This window comes from Marinovum sp. (assembly GCF_034669705.1).
Taxonomy (GTDB): Bacteria; Pseudomonadota; Alphaproteobacteria; order Rhodobacterales; family Rhodobacteraceae; genus Marinovum.
In genome coordinates this window covers 109870-126793 of the sequence record NZ_JAXMOR010000010.1, presented here as the reverse complement: position 1 = coordinate 126793, position 16924 = coordinate 109870, and the positions used below count along the sequence as shown (strand labels likewise).

General features: G+C 64.5%; 13 protein-coding genes and 3 pseudogenes. 4 read left to right on the top strand and 12 right to left on the bottom strand.

Annotated elements, in window-relative coordinates:
* The 7 genes and pseudogenes from VOI27_RS09695 to VOI27_RS09665 form a co-directional block, all read right to left on the bottom strand.
* Positions 1-119 (bottom strand): transposase (locus tag VOI27_RS09695; RefSeq protein ID WP_323765132.1); only part of this gene is annotated, 119 nt, incomplete at its 3' end.
* A 207-nt stretch (positions 120-326) separates the two neighbouring features.
* Positions 327-713, bottom strand: coding sequence for a cytochrome c (locus tag VOI27_RS09690; protein ID WP_323765131.1), 387 nt, complete (start codon positions 711-713; stop codon positions 327-329).
* 162 nt (positions 714-875) lie between these two features.
* Positions 876-2009 carry a sugar phosphate isomerase/epimerase family protein gene (locus VOI27_RS09685; RefSeq protein WP_323765130.1) on the bottom strand — a complete coding sequence of 378 codons (1134 nt, stop codon included), beginning with the start codon at positions 2007-2009 and terminating at the stop codon, positions 876-878.
* Positions 2010-2089: 80 nt separating this feature from the next.
* Positions 2090-4009: pseudogene (locus VOI27_RS09680) on the bottom strand (FAD-binding protein).
* A 397-nt stretch (positions 4010-4406) separates the two neighbouring features.
* Positions 4407-5630, bottom strand: a complete 1224-nt coding sequence (gene manD / locus VOI27_RS09675) for a D-mannonate dehydratase ManD (RefSeq protein ID WP_323765129.1) — start codon at positions 5628-5630, stop codon at positions 4407-4409.
* A 249-nt stretch (positions 5631-5879) separates the two neighbouring features.
* Positions 5880-7424, bottom strand: a complete 1545-nt coding sequence (locus tag VOI27_RS09670; protein WP_323765128.1) for an extracellular solute-binding protein — start codon at positions 7422-7424, stop codon at positions 5880-5882.
* An 85-nt stretch (positions 7425-7509) separates the two neighbouring features.
* On the bottom strand, positions 7510-8202 hold the full coding sequence (locus VOI27_RS09665) for a GntR family transcriptional regulator (RefSeq protein ID WP_323765127.1): 693 nt from the start codon (positions 8200-8202) through the stop codon (positions 7510-7512).
* A gap of 235 nt (positions 8203-8437) precedes the next feature.
* On the opposite strand from VOI27_RS09665, the pseudogene VOI27_RS09660 reads away from it, so the two are divergent.
* A pseudogene (locus VOI27_RS09660) lies at positions 8438-8566 on the top strand (IS5/IS1182 family transposase); the annotation flags it as partial.
* Between the two features lie 249 nt (positions 8567-8815).
* On the opposite strand, the pseudogene VOI27_RS09655 reads toward VOI27_RS09660, so the two are convergent.
* A pseudogene (locus VOI27_RS09655) lies at positions 8816-9049 on the bottom strand (4,5-DOPA dioxygenase extradiol); the annotation flags it as partial.
* A gap of 232 nt (positions 9050-9281) precedes the next feature.
* Between VOI27_RS09655 and VOI27_RS09650 the strand changes: the two are divergent.
* From VOI27_RS09650 to VOI27_RS09640, 3 genes are read left to right on the top strand one after another with little or no spacing between them, the layout of a single operon-like run.
* Positions 9282-9806, top strand: a complete 525-nt coding sequence (locus VOI27_RS09650) for a 2Fe-2S iron-sulfur cluster-binding protein (RefSeq protein ID WP_323765125.1) — start codon at positions 9282-9284, stop codon at positions 9804-9806.
* Positions 9803-10777, top strand: coding sequence for a xanthine dehydrogenase family protein subunit M (locus VOI27_RS09645; protein ID WP_323765124.1), 975 nt, complete (start codon positions 9803-9805; stop codon positions 10775-10777). Before VOI27_RS09650 ends, VOI27_RS09645 begins: the two co-directional genes overlap by 4 nt.
* On the top strand, positions 10774-12972 hold the full coding sequence (locus tag VOI27_RS09640) for a xanthine dehydrogenase family protein molybdopterin-binding subunit (protein ID WP_323765123.1): 2199 nt from the start codon (positions 10774-10776) through the stop codon (positions 12970-12972). Before VOI27_RS09645 ends, VOI27_RS09640 begins: the two co-directional genes overlap by 4 nt.
* A gap of 59 nt (positions 12973-13031) precedes the next feature.
* Here the strand turns inward: VOI27_RS09640 and VOI27_RS09635 are convergent, their stop codons facing one another.
* From VOI27_RS09635 to ectA, 4 genes are read right to left on the bottom strand one after another with little or no spacing between them, the layout of a single operon-like run.
* A complete protein-coding gene (locus VOI27_RS09635; protein WP_323765122.1) occupies positions 13032-14456 on the bottom strand; it encodes an aspartate kinase in 1425 nt (474 codons plus the stop codon).
* A gap of 2 nt (positions 14457-14458) precedes the next feature.
* A complete protein-coding gene (locus VOI27_RS09630; protein WP_323765121.1) occupies positions 14459-14854 on the bottom strand; it encodes an ectoine synthase in 396 nt (131 codons plus the stop codon).
* Positions 14855-14859: 5 nt separating this feature from the next.
* Complete coding sequence (gene ectB / locus VOI27_RS09625; RefSeq protein ID WP_323765120.1) at positions 14860-16158, bottom strand: diaminobutyrate--2-oxoglutarate transaminase; 1299 nt, start codon at positions 16156-16158, stop codon at positions 14860-14862.
* A gap of 54 nt (positions 16159-16212) precedes the next feature.
* Positions 16213-16746, bottom strand: a complete 534-nt coding sequence (gene ectA, locus VOI27_RS09620; RefSeq protein WP_323765119.1) for a diaminobutyrate acetyltransferase — start codon at positions 16744-16746, stop codon at positions 16213-16215.
* Positions 16747-16924 lie beyond the last annotated feature (178 nt).

Below are 16924 nucleotides of genomic sequence, written 5' to 3'. Positions count from 1 at the left end.
TTGTAAAAGGTCGCCGGGCTCAGGCCGTGCCGACGGCACACCTCCGCCGTCGGCATCCCGGCTTCCTGCTCTTTGATCATCCCGATGATTTGCGCCTCGGTGAAACGGCTCTTACGCATTCGTCTGCTCCTACATAGGTTGGGCAAACTCTACTTCATGGTGAGGGATTTTGCGGGGGGCACGTCAGAGCCTCGACGGGCTCACCCCGCGAGAGTATCACCAACGGTCAAAAGAAGACCAAACCCTGAACAGAGCTAACCTATAAGCGCGGACTCCAAGGGGAGCAGGTCTGCATCAATTCATGGCCTCTCTTCAGAGTAGGGCTTTCAGCGCAACCTCTCCGCATCGGTTGGCTGGACCGGGCCGAAGTCATTGCCCCAGGAATTGCGAATGAGCGTCAGGACCGCCGAGACCTCGGCATCTGACAGCAGGAAGGCAAAGCCCGGCATATATTCGCCACCGTCGAGGGTCTGGCCAACCAACTTGTCAATGTTCTGGAGCCTGGAACTGGTCGCCAGAGGTGGTCCGGAGGACGTGCCGCTGCCTTGCTCACCGTGGCAGGCTGCGCAGAAATCCTGGTAGAGCGTGGTGCCCGCGGTCATAACCTCGGCATCGAGGTCCTGAGCCAGTGCGGCGCCCGGCAGGCACAAGCCCGTGCAGACCATGGCCGCCAGGCGTTTCAGTTCAGATGTGGTCTGGCTGGGTGCTGGCATTATGTCGTAATCCCTTCATGGCCCTCAGCGGCGCTTTGCCCGCGCAGGCTGTCAGTTCATTTATGTTGCGAGCGACCGCTCTGGGCCCGGTCTGCGCAGGCGCATGGCACCGACAGATGCGGTCCGTGGCGGCCGACTTGGCGGACCGCCACGCACGCGAGGTCAGGTGAGCTGATCGGGCGCCCAGCCGGCGGCACGGGCCGCGGTCTTGTAGGTGACGAGGTCCTTGCTTAGCTCCTTGATCATAAACTCGCGATCTAGGTTGCCCGAGGCGAACTGGGGATGGTCCGCCCAGAACGTCGTGTTCAGCACCGCAACATCGCCATTGAGCCCGACCACGTCATACTCGTAGTGGCTTTCCCCCGGACCTGAGAAGCCGCCCTTGAGCAGCAGCTCGAAGAACTTCTTCCATTGAACCATGCCGGTACCCGCCTGCTGCCAGGCCGATTCGACGGTGCCGTCCTCCTTGCGGAACACCTTGGTGTCCTTCAGGCCGACGCTGCTGACATAGGGCATGGCGTAACGCAGGTTGGTCTGCCATGAGCTCAGCGTGCCCTGGTTGGTCATGTGGCCGATGTCGAAGTTGATCGCCAGCTGGCTCGGGTCGTAGGCGCTGAGGATGTGCATCAGGTCCCAGACCGACCGCGCGCCGCGACCGCTCGAGGAATGGGTGTGATAGACCGCGGTCATGCCCATCCGTTCATTGAGCTGTGCCAGCCCCTCGATTTGCTGCTGGAAGGCATCGAGCTGGGCGGTGATCTCGGGGCCGAAGGCCTCTTCCTCGTCATAGCGGAAGCCGCCCCAGCGGTAGCGGGTGATCCCCTCGTCGCGGGCGATGGCAAGCAGGTCTTCGGCATAGACCTCCTGGCCGTTGTTGGTGGCAATCGACGCGGTGTCATCGACGATATTGGTGGTGATGAAATCGCAGGTCACGCCGGTGCTGCGCACCCCGTCGAGAAACAGCGGCAGGTTCTTGCGCACGTCGACCTGCGAGGGGTCGACATGACCGCCGCGCCGGATCGTCGGGTTGACGGCGGTATAGCCGATCTCGGCGGCCGCCTCGCCGACCTTCACCCCGGTGTCATAGGGGTGGGCCACAGCTTCCGCCTCGGTGGTCAGCCATTGCAGGTGGCGGGTGAAGATGTTCCAGGTGATATGCGGATCGGATTGCGCCACGCCCTGCGCGCTGGCGGTGCTGGCGCGGGCGGCGCCCGCCCCGGTGATCGCGCCGAGGCCGGCCGCAACCGCGGCGCCGCCGCCGATCGCGGCGGTCTGAAAGAATGTCCGTCTGTCCATGATAATCTCCTCCAATTCATTGCTTTTCTTGTCAGGCTGCGCCCGGGCCTCCGGTGTCAGAGGCCAGGACGGTGCTTTGGTCAGACGGCTTCCTGCGCGGCGTTGGTGCCGGCGATGTAGCCTTGGGTGCAGGCGCGGCCGAGACCGTGCATCTCGAAGCCGCCGGCGGATTCACCGCCCGCATAGAGCCCCGGAATGACGTCGAGTTCCATGTCGACGACTTGCCCCTTGCCGTTAATCCGCAACCCACCGCAGGAGTCGTGGTATTCGACCGTGATCCGGGCGGCGTAGTACGGGCCGTTGCCGATTTCATGCATCGGCACGCCGCCGACATGGCGGTCGAAATCCTCGTCGACACCGGCCGCAACAAAGCCGTTCCAGCGTTTGACGGTCTCTGCCAGGTAGGACATCTCGACAGTCTGGTGCTCGTTGCCGGCCAGAACGGCGGCGGCCAGATCCTCCAACGTGCCGGCCTTGAAGAACAGCCCGTTGTCGCCGGTATAGGGGTAGCCGATCTTCCAGCCGGCGCGGTCGACGGCAGCCTGGTCGAAGATCGCCCAGATCGGCCCCGGCAGGTAATGCGGCGGCTGCGAGCCTTCGTTGATCGACAGCGCGGCGGCAAAGGCGTGGGTGTCGGCGTAGTTCTCCGCCACCATCTCGGTCTCGGCGTTGCGCCAGTTGCCGGGTTCGTATTCATCCCAAGGATAGAGCGCCTTGTTCTGCGGATACATCGCCTCGCCGCCACCGTCGAAGAACATGCCCATCTCGCCGGCAAAGCGCTTGCCCACCTGATTGACGGCGATCAGATGCTCGAACCCGCTGCGCCCGACACCGATGCCGACCGAGCGGCGGAAGGTGAAGGCCGGGTTACCCGGGTATTCGCCGCCAGTGCGGTCGGTGGTGGCCAGCCGCGAGCCGAGCCGGCGCGACGAGCTGTTGTCGCGGTTCTGCTCCATCCCGGCAAGGTTCGCGCCGACACGCATGCCAGCGATGATGCCGCTGGCGTCATTGGCGCGACCAGGTCCGCCGAGCCAGGCCCAGCCGTTGGTGACATGCGACGGCTCCAGCGAGGCCGGATAGAACATGCTCCGGAACTTGGGATTGCCATGATGACCACCGGCGCCGACGATGACCGCTTTGCGCGCGCGGATATATACCGTTTCGCCTTCGTCCTCAATGACGCCCTTGGCCCATTCGCCGCCGACCGTATCGGCATAGCTTTGAAGGCGCTCTCCGGTTTCGGGGTCTCGACGCGGAAAGTAGGTTGTTTTAATTCCGATAACCCTTCCAGAAAATTGGTCCTCTCTGATAATTTCATCCATGCGGCGATTAAGCATGAATTGAACGCCCTTTTCCTTGGCGCTGAATTCCATAGGCCGAGAAATCGCGACTCCCATCATCCGGGTATTTGGGCCACCTCGCAGCAAGGTGCTTGCGCCGTCCATCATCCGCATCGTGAAGTGACTGACGCGCTCGTTCTGGCCCGCATCCTCTGCGGTGACTGTACCGGCCCGCATGTCCGTGACCTCGCCCAGGTTCAACATCGGCTGCGCCCGACGGGCCCGCGAAAGGCCGCCGCCGGTATGGGTGCCAAAGATCCGCGAAAAGCGGACGTAGTTGTCCATCATGAATTGCCGGACAGCGACCGTGTTGTCGGCCCAGCTGCGGATGAGCTCGGGATCATTCTAACGATACCGGGATTTGCCGGCGTTGTTGACCACCGACCAATCGGTCAAGTCATTGAAAAGCAATTCCGGATTGTCGTCCAGCGCCTCCGGCGGCTCGATCGGGGGCGAGGTGATGAAACCGTCCGGATCGCCTTCGCCGCGCATGTCCCGCTTCTGGATCGCATCGCCGCCGCCGAGCGAAATATAGGCGTTGCTGTGTGCCATCCTTCCACCGATGTCGAAATTCTGCTCGACAACAAGAACCGACGCGCCGAGGTCACGCGCCCTGATCGCCGCCGGCAGTCCCGTGCCACCAGACCCGACTACGACCACGTCGGCTTCGTAGTCCCACTTGATTCCACTGTTGTCTGTCCCGGGCACCTGCTCGGCTGCGCCCTCGGCCCCGGTCGCCTGGGCTTGCGCCGGCGTTCCACCACCGACTGTGATTGCCGCGGTGGCAACACCCGCGGCGGCGCCCGAGGTGAGAAATTCACGCCGGCCAACCGCTTTGGCGCGGGGTGCTGTTGCCTTTTCCGTCTCCGGGCTCACGGGTTCGGATTGATTTTCCGCGTCTGTCTTTTTGCTAGTCAATTGAAGCTCCTCCCTTAGCTTTTCGAATCTACTAGTTGGTAGGTTAGTATTTGGGCAAAATATGTCAACGGTTGTGTTCTGTAGTTTTTGTTATTCTTTAGATAATTTTAGACATTCTTCGCCATCAGGGCTCTCTGGGTCAATAATTCCAGAGAGTGCCGTCCACCAACCGGGTCACCGGGTGACTGGAGGGCTCGTATTCGTAGCGGGCCGCCTCGGATTCATCGAAATCCATCCCCAGCCCCGGCGCATCGCTGACCCAGACCATGCCGTTTTCCATCCGATGTTCCGTGGGAAACAGGGCGTCGCATTCCGGCGTGCCCAGAACCAGCCATTCCTGAATGCCGAAATTGGGCGCCCAAGCGTTGAGATGAGCCTGTGCCGCCATGCAGAGCGGCGAATGGCTCGGCGCGCCGTGAAAGCCGGTGCGCACATTGTGGAGGCCTGCAAGGTCGACGATCCGCTTCACCGGTGTGATGCCGCCGGCATAGGTGACCGCGACACGTATGAAGTCGATCAGCTCCTGCTCGATCATCCGATTGCACTGGTAGATCGAGTTGAAAACCTCGCCGATTGCGATCGGAACGGTGCTGTGCTGCCGGATGTGGCGCAGCACATCCTGGTCCTCGGCCGGGGTCGGATCCTCCAGCCAGAACAGCCGCACCGGTTCCACCTCCTTGGCGAATTCCGCTGCCTCGCGCGGGGTCAGCCGGTGGTGAACGTCATGCAGGATCTTGAGATCGGGACCGAAGCGCTCGCGGATCTGCATCAGCGCGTCCGGCATGAAGCGCAGGTACTTGTCGGTGTCCCAGATTTCGACGTCCGGCTGAATGCCGCTGAAATCGGTGATGTAGTTCTTGAAGTTGCCCTTTTGCGAGACCCCGTAGCTTGCGGTCGGCATGCCGGGGATGCCGCATTGCACGCGCACCGCCTTGTAGCCTTCCTCCTGATACCAGGCGATGGAGTCCATCAGGTCCTCGAGGTCGGCGCCCGTAGCGTGGCCGTAGACCAGCGCGCCGTCCCGGCTCTTGCCGCCAAACAGCTGGTAGAGCGGCATATTCGCGAGTTTGCCCTTGATGTCCCAGAGCGCCATGTCGATGCCGCCGAAGGCCGCCATCGCGATCGGGCCGCCGCGGTTGTAGGCACCGCGGTAGAAGAACTGCCACAGGTCCTCGCTGTTGCGCGGGTCCTTCCCGATCAAATTGGGGATCAGGTAGTCGGTGAGATACTTCGCAGTCAGGGTCTCGCGGCTTTTCAACGTAGCGTCGCCGAGGCCGTAGGTGCCCTGGTCCGTCATGATCTTTATGGTGACGTAGCTTTTGCCGGGTCCCCCGACGAAGACCTTCGCATCGGTGATTTTCATTTAGAGTCCGTTCTTTGGTGGGTGATTTCTTCGTGGTGCTCGACGTGTCGCGGCACCCGCGCGGCGCGGGATTCCTTGGCCGTTAAGGAAGACAAGACTGACAGGGGAGTGCCTCGCCCCCTGACAGGGAGATTGGCCTGGAGGGCAGACGGACCCGCCCTGTCAGTCGGGACCGGGACGATCGCCCCGGCCGTCCCCGGGGGGCGGGCAGGGCGGCGCGGGCCAAGCCCCGCCCGCCCTCGCACGGCCTCAACCGTATTGGCGCTGGTAGGCGGCGTTCATCACTTCCATGACCTTGTCGTAGCCCTTACTCTTCAGAGCTGCGACGTAGTCGTCCCAGTCCGCTTTGACGTCGCCGGTGCCCAGGAACCAGGCTTGCTGGCGCTCGAGCATATAGACCAGGATCGCGTGCCAGTAGCGGTCGTAGACCTCCTGCTCTTCCTTGGTCAGCGCCACGCCCAGGAACTGGTCGACAAGCAGGTCCTCGGTCTCGTAGAGCTCGATCCCCTTGCGCGCGCCCTCGGCGGTCCATTGCCACTCGTAGCGGTAGTCCTGGGCGAACCCCTTCTTCAGTTGGGCGCCGATGTTGCGCAAGTGGGTGTTGATCGGCTCGGTGCCGCTCAGCACCACGTCCTTGAATACTGGTTCGCCGTCGATCATGTCCCATGAGTCACCCTCGACGCCGAAGTTCGACAGGAGCTTGCCCTGCTCGGAGAACCAGAAGTCGAAGTATTTGATGGTTTCCACCGGGTGATCGTTGGTGTGCGAGATCGCCCAGCCGTCGGGCTTGACCGGGATGCGGCGGTGCTCCTCGATACGCCTGCCGCTGATTGTCTTCGGCGGCAGGAAGGGGATGAAATTGAACCCCTCGATGTCATCGGCCAGGTGGGCGTTGTAGCCGGAGGTCGAAGCGAACCAGTCATGGGTCATGCCGCCGAGATCCCCCGAGAGCAGGAAATCCCTTGCCGAGCGACCGCGGGTGAAGACCTCCTTGTCGATCAGGCCTTCCGCGTACCAGCGGGCGACCTCGGCCAGCCCGTCGCGATAGGTCTCCATCGCGTAGGGGTGGACGATGCGGCCATCCTCGACCAGGAAGTCGTGGAATGTATCGGACCCCGAGGTGCGCCCGTCCCAGAGGGTGACCAGCCGTACCGCCTCTTCCCAGTGGCGGACGAAGAAGGGCACCTCGTCCTGCTTGCCGTTGCCATTGGGATCGCGGTCGCGGAAGGCCACCAGCACTTCATAGAGCTCGTCGACCGTGTCCGGCTGGCCGAGTCCCAGTTTATCGAGCCAGTCTTGGCGGACGAAATAGGCCCGCCCGTATTTCCCGTCGGGCACGTAGGGAATGTAGTAGATGTTGCCATCGTAGGCGGTGATCGACTTGGCGATGTCGGGGCGTTCGTCAAGCAATGCCTTGATGTGGGGGGCGTGCTCTTCGATCAGGTCGTTGAGCGGCTGAAAAGCGCCCTGTGGTCCGTATTCGTTGACCACCTGCTTGATCAGCAGCCCGCCGACGATGTCTGGCATGCCGCCCTGAGCGAGCAACAGGTTGGTGGCCTCCAGCGTATTGGCGGTGTTGCGACCCGAGGTCTGGTCCACCAGGTGGATGCCGGTCAGCTCTCTGGCCTTCTGCTCGACGGGGAAATCCTCCTCGTAGCCTTGGGTCAAGTCCGAATGGAAGTGGATGGTGAGTTCCAGCGGCTCCTCCACGATCCGGCTATGGTCCTCTGCTGCGGCCATTCCGGCCAAGCAGCTCGATGCCAAAAGTGACACCGTCAATCCAAGTCTGCGCATGCGTTCTCCTCCTTAAGTGCATGACAAGACCCCGCCCAAAGGCGCTTGCCCTCCTCCAGGGCGCCGGCTGCTGCCGCGGGTGGGGTCAGTTCGGTTTCGGCAACTCAATCAATCCGTTCAGGCGATTGTCGGTGAACAGGCGTCCGACCTGGCGCTCGAGGTCGCCGATATGGGCGTGGATCGCCGCCTCGGCACGATCGGGGTCATGCGCCTCTAGCGCGGCGATGATCTCGGCGTGCTGCCGGATCACCTCTGGTCCGCGTGGGATGCGATGCTCCCGGCGGATGTTGCGCGCGCGGTTCAGGTCGAACTGCGCCCGTCGGCCCGTGACCCAGGCGTCGAGATGCCCGGCGAGCAGGAAAATCTCGCGGTGGAAGTCCTCGTCTCGGCTGACGAAGGCGGAATGATCATCCCGGGTCTCGGCGTCGATGAGCTGGTCGTGGATCTGCCGCAGCTTCTCTAAGCTGTGTGGCGGGGCCGCCGAGGCGGCTGCCATGCGCGCGGCGCCGACTTCGAGGTGCAGGCGGATGAAGCAGGCTGTGGTGTAACGCTGCACCGAGATCAGGGTGACGTAGGTTCCGCTCTGCGGCACGATCCGGACCAGATCCATCTCGTCCAGCCGGATCAGCGCCTCGCGCACCGGAGTTTTGCTGATGCCGAGTGCGGAAGCGATTTCGAGCTCTGAAAGGCGCTGACCGGGCCGAAGCTGCACAGTCACGATCAGATCACGCAACAGATCCAGAACGCGAAATGCGACGCCGCCAGTTCCTGAGTCCACATCCGCGCCCCCTAAAAGGCTGGAGATGGACACCCCATCAGGAGACTTCGGCTTTGTTGGCCTACTTTGTAGCATGTCAAAGAGAATCCAAAATATAATAGTTAACTAAATTGATATGCCAGATCTGGGGCTCTGTAAACCGAATTCATCTGACAGGCTGCTGAAAAGCACCGGTCTCGACGCGGTTTCGAGAACGTGATTCAGCTTCGGCACGGCAGTGGTGGAGAGGATGACGATGCGCGGGACGGACGAGGCCGCGGGATCGCTGTTCAGCTATGCCGATCGTGAGGAGCGCATTCCGGCACGGCATCCGCTGCGCTTGATCCGCCGGATCGTCCATGACGCTCTGGCGAGACTCGATGCCCCCAGACCCGGCCCGCTTCCGGCGTTCCTGCGGCGCGTTCTCACCGCGGTCGGCGGCGGCGCAGTGCGCTTGCCGCGATGGTGGGTGCGGCCATGGTCGTGGCCAGGACGGCGCTCGGCTTGCTTGGCGTGGTGGCGTCGTTTGCGACCCGGGTGATCCGCGTCCGACGAGCCTGGCGCACGCCACGCGAACCATGCGCCCGAGAACGACAGCTGCCACCCCGGCCGGCTCATTTCCGCGTCGCCTTCGTCAGGCTGCGTGGAATACGAATGAGCGCATCGAGACCGAGCCAAGATCGATCGCATTCGTCATGAAGGTGAGATCGCCCCGCTGGTTGGACGCACCTGCAATCGTCAGCGCCGGGAGATAGTGATCTACTGTCGGGTGGGCTGCTGTCAAAATCGATCCGAGCTTATTGCGGTTGGTGAGCATGGCGAAGTCTCGCTCGGATAGCCGGCTGGCAAAGAGCGCATCGAACTGGAGCGTGATCATCGTTGCGACGAGCCGCCAGCTGCCGTGGCTCAAAACGACGCTGACGACCCTCAAGGCGGGCGAGCCGGCCGTATATGGCACCATTTTCCAGACAGCCTCCCGGTCGTGCCGCAGCACTCGCCTGCGCGCGCCTCTCGACCTCTGCGGCCCAGACGATCCCGATCCCCATGGAACACCCGCGCGCCGGTGACGTTGAGACCGCGTCACCCGCAGGAGAGTTTCCATGAACGTCACGATTACCGTAAACGGTCAGCGCCACGCGCTCGACCTCGACCCCCGCGTCACCCTGCTTGATGCCTTGCGCGACCATATCGGCCTGACCGGCAGCAAGAAGGGCTGCGATCACGGCCAGTGCGGTGCCTGTACCGTGCTGGTGGAGGGGCGGCGGATCAATGCCTGCCTCAGCCTCGCGGTGATGCATGATGGCGAGGCGGTCACCACCGTCGAAGGCCTGGCCGAGGGCGGGCCCTCGCCGTTGCAGCAGGCCTTTGTCGACCATGACGGCATGCAGTGCGGTTATTGCACGCCGGGCCAGATTTGCTCGGCCACCGCGATGCTCGACGAGCTGCGCGCCGGCTGGCCCAGCCATGTCAGCGCCGATCTCGAGGGCGCGGTGGAACTGAGCCATGACGAGCTCTCCGAGCGGATGAGCGGCAACCTCTGCCGCTGCTCCTGCTACCCCGGGATCAACGCCGCGATCACCGAGGTCAACCAGCGGACCGGCGACGAGAAGGAGGCGGCACAATGAGGCCTTTCGACTACCAACGCCCCGAGTCGGCCGAGGCCGCCCGTGCCGCCGCGGCCAGCGAAGGTGCCAGTTTCATTGCCGGAGGCACCAACCTGATCGACCTGATGAAGCTCGAAGTCATGGCGCCGGAGCGGGTGGTTGATATCTCGCGCCTCGGGCTCGACGGGATCGAAGCGCAGGACGGCGGGATGCGTATCGGCGCCACGGTCACCAATTCCGACCTTGCGGCAGACATGACGGTGCGGCGGCGTTACCCGGTGCTGTCGCGCGCCCTGCTGGCCGGGGCCTCGGGGCAGCTGCGCAACAAGGCGACCACCGGCGGCAACCTGTTGCAGCGCACCCGCTGCCCGTATTTCTACGACACCGACGCCGCCTGCAACAAGCGCGCGCCGGGCTCCGGCTGTGCCGCGCTGGGGGGCGAGATGCGCAACCACGCGGTGCTTGGTATCTCGGAGCATTGCGTGGCGCTGCATCCGTCGGACATGGCGGTGGCAATGCGGGTGCTCGATGCGCGGGTCGAGGTCGCGGCGGCAGATGGCGCGGTACGCGACCTGGCGCTCGATGATTTCTACCGCCTGCCGGGCGACACCCCGCATCTCGAGACGACGCTCGACCCCGGCGACCTGATCACCGCGGTCCGGTTGCCGGCGCCCTTGGGTGACCGGCAGGTCTATCGCAAGGTGCGTGACCGCGCGTCCTATGCCTTTGCGCTGGTCTCGGTCGCCGCGGTGTTGCGGATGGAGGGCGGCCGGATTGCCGAGGCGGCACTGGCCTTTGGCGGCCTCGGTTCGCGGCCGTGGCGCGATCCGGAGGTGGAACGGCTCTTGGCCGGAGAGGCGCCGTCGGAGGCGCTGTTCGACAAGGCCGGCGAGGTGCTTTTGCGAGACGCCACGCCACATGAGGGAACGGAATTCAAGCTGCCGCTGGCGAAACGCGCGCTCAAGGCGGTTCTGACGGAGGCTGCGCAATGACTTACGAGATGAAGATCGACAGCCGCGAGGAGACCAATCGCACCGACGACATGGCGCAGGGCGTGCTTGGCACCGACAGCGCCCGGCCAGACGGCATCCTCAAGGCCACCGGCGCGGCGACTTACGCGGCCGAACCGCACCCCGAGGGGATGCTGCACGGCTTTCTGCGCCGCGCGCCGCGGATCGGGCAGGTGCGCTGCCCCAACCTTGACGAGGTGCGCGGCATGGCGGGGGTTCGGCTGGTCTTGCGCGACGCCCGCATGGTGCGAAACGCCGCGCAGGGGATGGCCAATGAGGCGCCGGTGCAGGGGGTGGACGAGGCCGAATACGCAGGCCAGCCGATTGCCCTCGTGGTGGCCGACAGCTTTGAACAGGCACGGCACGCGGCGCAGCGGCTGAAGGTCGAGATCGACGGCAGGGACGCGCCGGTCGATCCGCAGGCGGTGACGCCGGAAGAGCCCGACGACAAGCAGACCGCGCAGGGCGATCTCGACGCGGCGATGCGCGATGCCGCTGTGACGGTGGACGCGGTCTATACCACGCCGTCGATGAACTCGGCGGCGATGGAGCCGCATGCAGCGCTGGCGGAATGGGATGGCGAACAGCTGACCCTGCGCGGCGCGCTGCAAATGCTGAAGTTCAACCGCAACGAACTGGCCGACAGCGTCGGTCTCGACCCCGAAAAGGTGCGCCTCCTGGCGCCCTATGTCGGTGGCGGTTTCGGTTCGAAACTCGGCATTTCCGCCGACTGCGTCGCCGCCGCGCTGGCGGCGATGGAGCTGGGGCAGCCGGTGCGGGTGGTGCAGCACCGGCGTAATGTCTTCGAGGTCAACACCCGCCGGTCAGAGACGCGCCAGCATATCCGGCTGGCCGCCGATTCCGAGGGCCGGCTGACCGGTCTGGGGCACGAGACTTTGGTGTCAAACCTGCCGCAGGAAAGCTTTGCCGAGCCGGTGCTGCAGGCCAGCCATTTCGCCTATGCCGCCGCCAACCGTCGCCTCAAGATGCAGGTGGCGCGGATCAATCGCCCCGCCGCAGGTTCGGTCCGCGCGCCGGGCGAGGCGGTGGGGGTCACCGCCTTCGAGGTGGCGATGGACGAGCTGGCGGCGGCGGCGGGGGTTGACCCGGTCGAGCTGCGGCTGCGCAACATCCCCGACACCGACCCGGAGAGCGGCAAGCCCTTCTCCTCGCACCGACTGCGCGAGGCGTTGACCAAAGGTGCCGAGCGTTTCGGCTGGGCCGACCGGCCCGCCGCGCCGCGACAGAGGCGCGAGGGCGAGTGGTGGATCGGCACCGGCATGGCGGCGGCCTTTCGGGTCAACATGATCATCGAGGCCGAGGCGCGCATCCGGCTGACCGGCGAAGGCGCCACCGTCGAGACCGACATGACCGACATCGGCACCGGCAGCTATGCGATCCTGCAACTGATTGCCGCCGAGCTGCTGGGCTTGCCGCAGGATCAGGTCACGGTCTCGCTGGGCGACACCGCGCATCCGCCGGGGTCGGGTTCTGGCGGCTCGGTCGGCGCGGCCTCGACCGGTACCGCGGTCTGGCTGGCGGGGATGGAGCTGCGGCGGCAGATCGCCGCGCGGCTGGGCTGTGACGAGACCGACCTGACGCTGAAGGACGGCGCGGTGGTGCAGGGCAACACCCGTCAGAGCCTCGGCGATGTGCTTGCAGGGGCCGCGTTGACCGGTCACGGCCATGTGCACCCGGGCGAGGCCAGCGAGAAGGTCCGACAGGCCACGTTCGGCGCGCATTTCGCCGAGGTCGCGGTGAGCGATGTCACCGGCGAGGTGCGGATGCGGCGGATGCAGGGCACCTTTGCGGCCGGGCGCATCCTCAACCTGCGCACCGCGCGGTCGCAATGCCACGGCGGCATGATCTGGGGCATCGGCATGGCGCTGACCGAGGCGCTGACCCATGACCGCCGCGACGGCCATGTGGTGAACCGCGACCTCGCCGAATACCACGTTCCGGTGAACGCTGACGTGCCCAAGCTCGATGTGCAGTTCCTTGAAGAGCTCGATCCCTGGGCCGGGCCGATGCAGGCCAAGGGCATCGGCGAGCTGGGTATTTGTGGGGCAGGGGGCGCGATCCTGAACGCCATCCACCACGCCTGCGGCGCGCGGCTGCGCGATTTCCCGGCGACGCCCGACCGGGTGCTGGCGGCGCTGGACGCGCTCTCAGCATGAAAAAGGCCCGCCCGACGGTGCTGTCGGGCGGGCCTTCTCATCATGTCATGCAGGGCGCGTCAGGCGACGCGCGCCAGCTTGGGGCTGTTTTCCTCGACCAGCGCGCCGTGCAGCGCGGCAATCGCCGGCTTCAGGGCGTCGCGCTCGAGGATGAACTGCACGTCCACGTGGCGCGGGCCCTGCGTGGCCCCGATGGCCTCGAGCCCGGCTGCGGCGATCGATTGCAAGCCGCGGGTCAGCACCGAGAGACCGGAGAGGTCACGCCCGACCACCGCCGCCATGGCGATGGCGCGCGACGAGACGTCGGCCGAGGGGTAGAGCTTGGCCAGGTCACGCTCGACCCGACGCAGCACCTTCATCGAGGTGTCGACGTAATGGGTGATCGTGTTGGCGTTGGTCACTTTCGAGACGATCCGCACGTTGTGGCGCGTCAGCACCTCAAGCACGGTCGAATCGTAACCCTTGACGCCCACCATGTCCTGTTCGAACACCTCGAGCGCAAAGAGGTCGAGGCCGGTGACGATCTCCACCGCCGCCTCCTCTGCCGGCTGATCGTCGATCAGCGTGCCGGGGTCGGCCGGCTCGAAGGCATTGGTCACCCGCAGCGGCACATCGGCCTGTCGCAGGGTCTTGGCGGCCTTGGGGTGGATCGCCTCCATCCCGAGGTTCGACAGCTGGTCGGCCACATCGTAGTTCGTCCGGCCCAGCTTCTTGACGGCATTGGCACCGACAAGGTTGGGATCGGCCGAGGAGAGGTGGAACTCCTTGTGGATGATCGCCTCGCGTGCGCCGGTGAGCGCCGCCATGCGCGAGAAGGTGACCTCGGAGTAGCCGCGGTCGAACTCGCCCATCAGGCCCTCGGCGCATTGCGCATAGCCGGTGACGATCGGCATCTCGGCGGTCAGGTCGACCCCCTCCATCGCGCCGGTGATGCGCTCGTCGAGCGACATCTCGCCATCGTCGCACCATCCCGACAGGTCGATGAACCGCGCGTTCACGCCCGCCCGCTGCAACATCAGCGAGGTGACGAAGGCGGAATGCGATTCGCCGAGACCGGCCAGCAGCTCACGGGTCTGGCCCATGTTCTGCGACAGGCGGAAGTGCCCGTAGGAGCACAGCCGCTGCAGGTCGATCAGGCAGTTGCGGGCGCCCAGCAGCCGGTCGTTGACGAAGGCATCGGCGCGTTCGATATCGGCCGGGTTGTCCAGCACGCGGGTGTGCGCGGCGGTCATCGCCTCGGCGACGCGGTCCAGCCGGTCGTGCCAGCCGTGATCATTGTCATCGCTGGCAAAGGCGGCATAGGCGCCGGGCTCGCCGGTCTTCTTGTGTTCGAGCAGCAAGTTGGTGATGCCGCCGAAAGCCGAGACCACGAAGACGCGACCATAAAGGTCCTCCGGCTTGCGGTCGCCGACGATCAGCGTATCGCGCAGCTCATCGATGCGGTCCATGGATGTCCCGCCGATTTTTTCGACTGTATGGGACATGGTTACGCTACCTCTGCTGCCGCATAGGACCCGTCTTCGCGATGCACCTCGGTGCCGGTCACGGGCGGATTGAAACAGCAGGCCATGACCAGCTCTTCCTCGGCCCGCAGCACGTGACGGTCGTGCTTGTCGAGCGCATACATCACGCCCGGGGTGATCTCATGCGTCTCGCCGGTGGCGAGATCGGTGATCGATCCCTTGCCCTTCATGCAATAGACGCTCTCGAAGTGGTTCTTGTACTCGAAGGTGTGCTCGGAGCCGGCTTCGAGGAAGGTGATATGGAACGAAAAGCCCATACCATCATCCGCCAGAAGCATCCGGACCGAGGTCCAGTTGGCATCCGATACCACGCGATCCCGCTCGGAATCGACGATCTTGTTGAAATCTCTCACGATCATGTCGGTTACTCCGCTGCGATTGCTGTCTGTTCGGAAATCACGGTCTCGGCCGCGGCGAGAAGGATGTCGAAACCCTTCTCGAACAGCTCGGCCGGGGTGGTCAGAGGCGCCAGGATCTTGACCACCTGATCCTCGTTGCCCGAGGTCTCGACCACCAGCCCGTTTTCATAGGCCTTGGCACAGATCGCGCCGGCCAGCTCACCCGAGCCCACGTCGACGCCCTGCATCAACCCTCGGCCCTTCATCTTGGAGCCTGCGACCATGCCGGCCAGCTTCGTCAGCTTGGCGTTGATGAGCTCGGCCTTTTCCGCCAGCTCGGTCTGAAAGGCATCATCGGCCCAGAACTTCTCGATCGCGACGCGCGCGGTGACGAAGGCATGGGTGTTGCCACGGAAGGTGCCGTTGTGCTCGGCCGGGCCGAACACGTCATGCTCGGGGCGCACCAGAAGCATTGCCATCGGCAGACCGAAGCCCGAGAGCGATTTCGCCAGGGTCACGATGTCCGGCGTCACGCCCATCTCCTCGAAGGAGAAGAAGGTGCCGCAGCGGCCGCAGCCGGCCTGGATGTCGTCGATGATCAGCAGCGCGCCATGCTCTTTCGCCAGCTTGGCGATGCGCTGCACCCATTCGGGGCGCGCGGCATTCAGACCGCCTTCGCCCTGCACCGTCTCGAGGATGATCGCGGCGGGGGCGTCGACGCCGCCGGACTTGTCGCCCAGCATCGCCTCGAGGAAATCGGCGGTATCGGTGTCGGCGCCGAAGTAGCCGTCATAGGGCATCCGGGTCACGCCGGAGAGCGCCATGCCGGCGCCGCCACGGTGATAGCCGTTGCCGGTCGCGGCCAGCGCGCCGTTGGTCACACCGTGAAAGCCGTTGGTGAAGGCGATGACATTGGTGCGGCCGGTGACCTTGCGAGCAATCTTCATCGCCGCTTCCACCGCGTTGGCGCCGGTCGGGCCGGTGAACATCACCCGGTGATCCATGCCGCGCGGGGCAAGGATGTGGCGGTCGAAGGCACCGAGGAACTCGGCCTTGGTGTTGGTGTGCAGGTCAAGGCTATGGGCAATGCCGTCGGCGCTGATGTGATCGATCAGCGCCGACTTCATGTCCGGGTCATTGTGACCGTAGTTCAGCGAGGAACAGCCGGCGAGAAAGTCGATGTAGCGGGTGCCGTCCTCGGCCGTCATCTCGGAGCCGCTGGCCTTGGTAAAGACGGCGGGCATCGAGCGGCAGTAGGAACGGGCGGCGCTCTCGCGGCGTTCGAAGATGGTCTGTGTGTCTGTCTCTGTCATGTCTTTGGGCATGAGGTATCCTTTCGCACTTGGTGCGTTGGTAAATTCCGGGAATGTCGGTGTGCTTCAGGCAGCGCGTGCCAGCATTTCGGGCGCCGGCAGGGTGATCGTCACCATGTGCTCGGTGTCGTGATGCCCGTCGAAATGCGCATCGCGTTCGAAATGCGGTTCATCTGCCAGTTCGCCGCCGATTTCGCGGGCAAAGCTCTTGAAGAGCCCCCAGGATGCGGCGTTGTCCTTGGTGATCGTGGTCTTGAGATGGTCGGCGCCGTCGCAGGCGTCGCGCTGGACCAGTTCCAGCAACATCTTCTTGCCGAGACCGAGGCCCCGCGCGGTCGCGCTGACCGCGACCTGCCAGACGAAGAGCTCGTCCTTGGCAGGAATCATGTGGCCGGAGATCCAGCCGACGATTTCGCCGTCGAGCTCTGCCACCACGCAGGTATCGCGGAAGTGATCCGCCTGGATCAGGTTCGCGTACATGGAATTCTCGTCGAGCGGCTTGCAGCTTTTGACAAGCGCCCAGATGTCGGCTCCGTCCGTCGCGTCGGGCTTGCGCAAACGGAGCTTACGCGTTCGGGGTTCGGTCATGTCTTTCGGCATTGGGCTTTCGCCTCCCTGATCGTTCGAGACTTTAAATAGCTGCAGAGCAGCAAAACTTCAACATGCGAAGTAGATTTATCTGGGTTTGCGGCGCTCATAGCGGGCTTTGCGGCAAATATGTGCCGAAACTGGAAAGGCTATCGAAGGAGGTTGACCCGTGGTTTCTTCGCCACGTGAA

Bases quoted from the DNA above. Each gene is read 5' to 3' on its own strand.
- VOI27_RS09690 (WP_323765131.1), bottom strand. From the start codon at position 713: ATGCCAGCACCCAGCCAGACCACATCTGAACTGAAACGCCTGGCGGCC.
- VOI27_RS09685 (WP_323765130.1), bottom strand. From the start codon at position 2,009: ATGGACAGACGGACATTCTTTCAGACCGCCGCGATCGGCGGCGGCGCC.
- manD (WP_323765129.1), bottom strand. From the start codon at position 5,630: ATGAAAATCACCGATGCGAAGGTCTTCGTCGGGGGACCCGGCAAAAGC.
- VOI27_RS09670 (WP_323765128.1), bottom strand. From the start codon at position 7,424: ATGCGCAGACTTGGATTGACGGTGTCACTTTTGGCATCGAGCTGCTTG.
- VOI27_RS09650 (WP_323765125.1), top strand. From the start codon at position 9,282: ATGAACGTCACGATTACCGTAAACGGTCAGCGCCACGCGCTCGACCTC.
- VOI27_RS09645 (WP_323765124.1), top strand. From the start codon at position 9,803: ATGAGGCCTTTCGACTACCAACGCCCCGAGTCGGCCGAGGCCGCCCGT.
- VOI27_RS09640 (WP_323765123.1), top strand. From the start codon at position 10,774: ATGACTTACGAGATGAAGATCGACAGCCGCGAGGAGACCAATCGCACC.
- VOI27_RS09635 (WP_323765122.1), bottom strand. From the start codon at position 14,456: ATGTCCCATACAGTCGAAAAAATCGGCGGGACATCCATGGACCGCATC.
- VOI27_RS09630 (WP_323765121.1), bottom strand. From the start codon at position 14,854: ATGATCGTGAGAGATTTCAACAAGATCGTCGATTCCGAGCGGGATCGC.
- ectB (WP_323765120.1), bottom strand. From the start codon at position 16,158: ATGCCCAAAGACATGACAGAGACAGACACACAGACCATCTTCGAACGC.
- ectA (WP_323765119.1), bottom strand. From the start codon at position 16,746: ATGCCGAAAGACATGACCGAACCCCGAACGCGTAAGCTCCGTTTGCGC.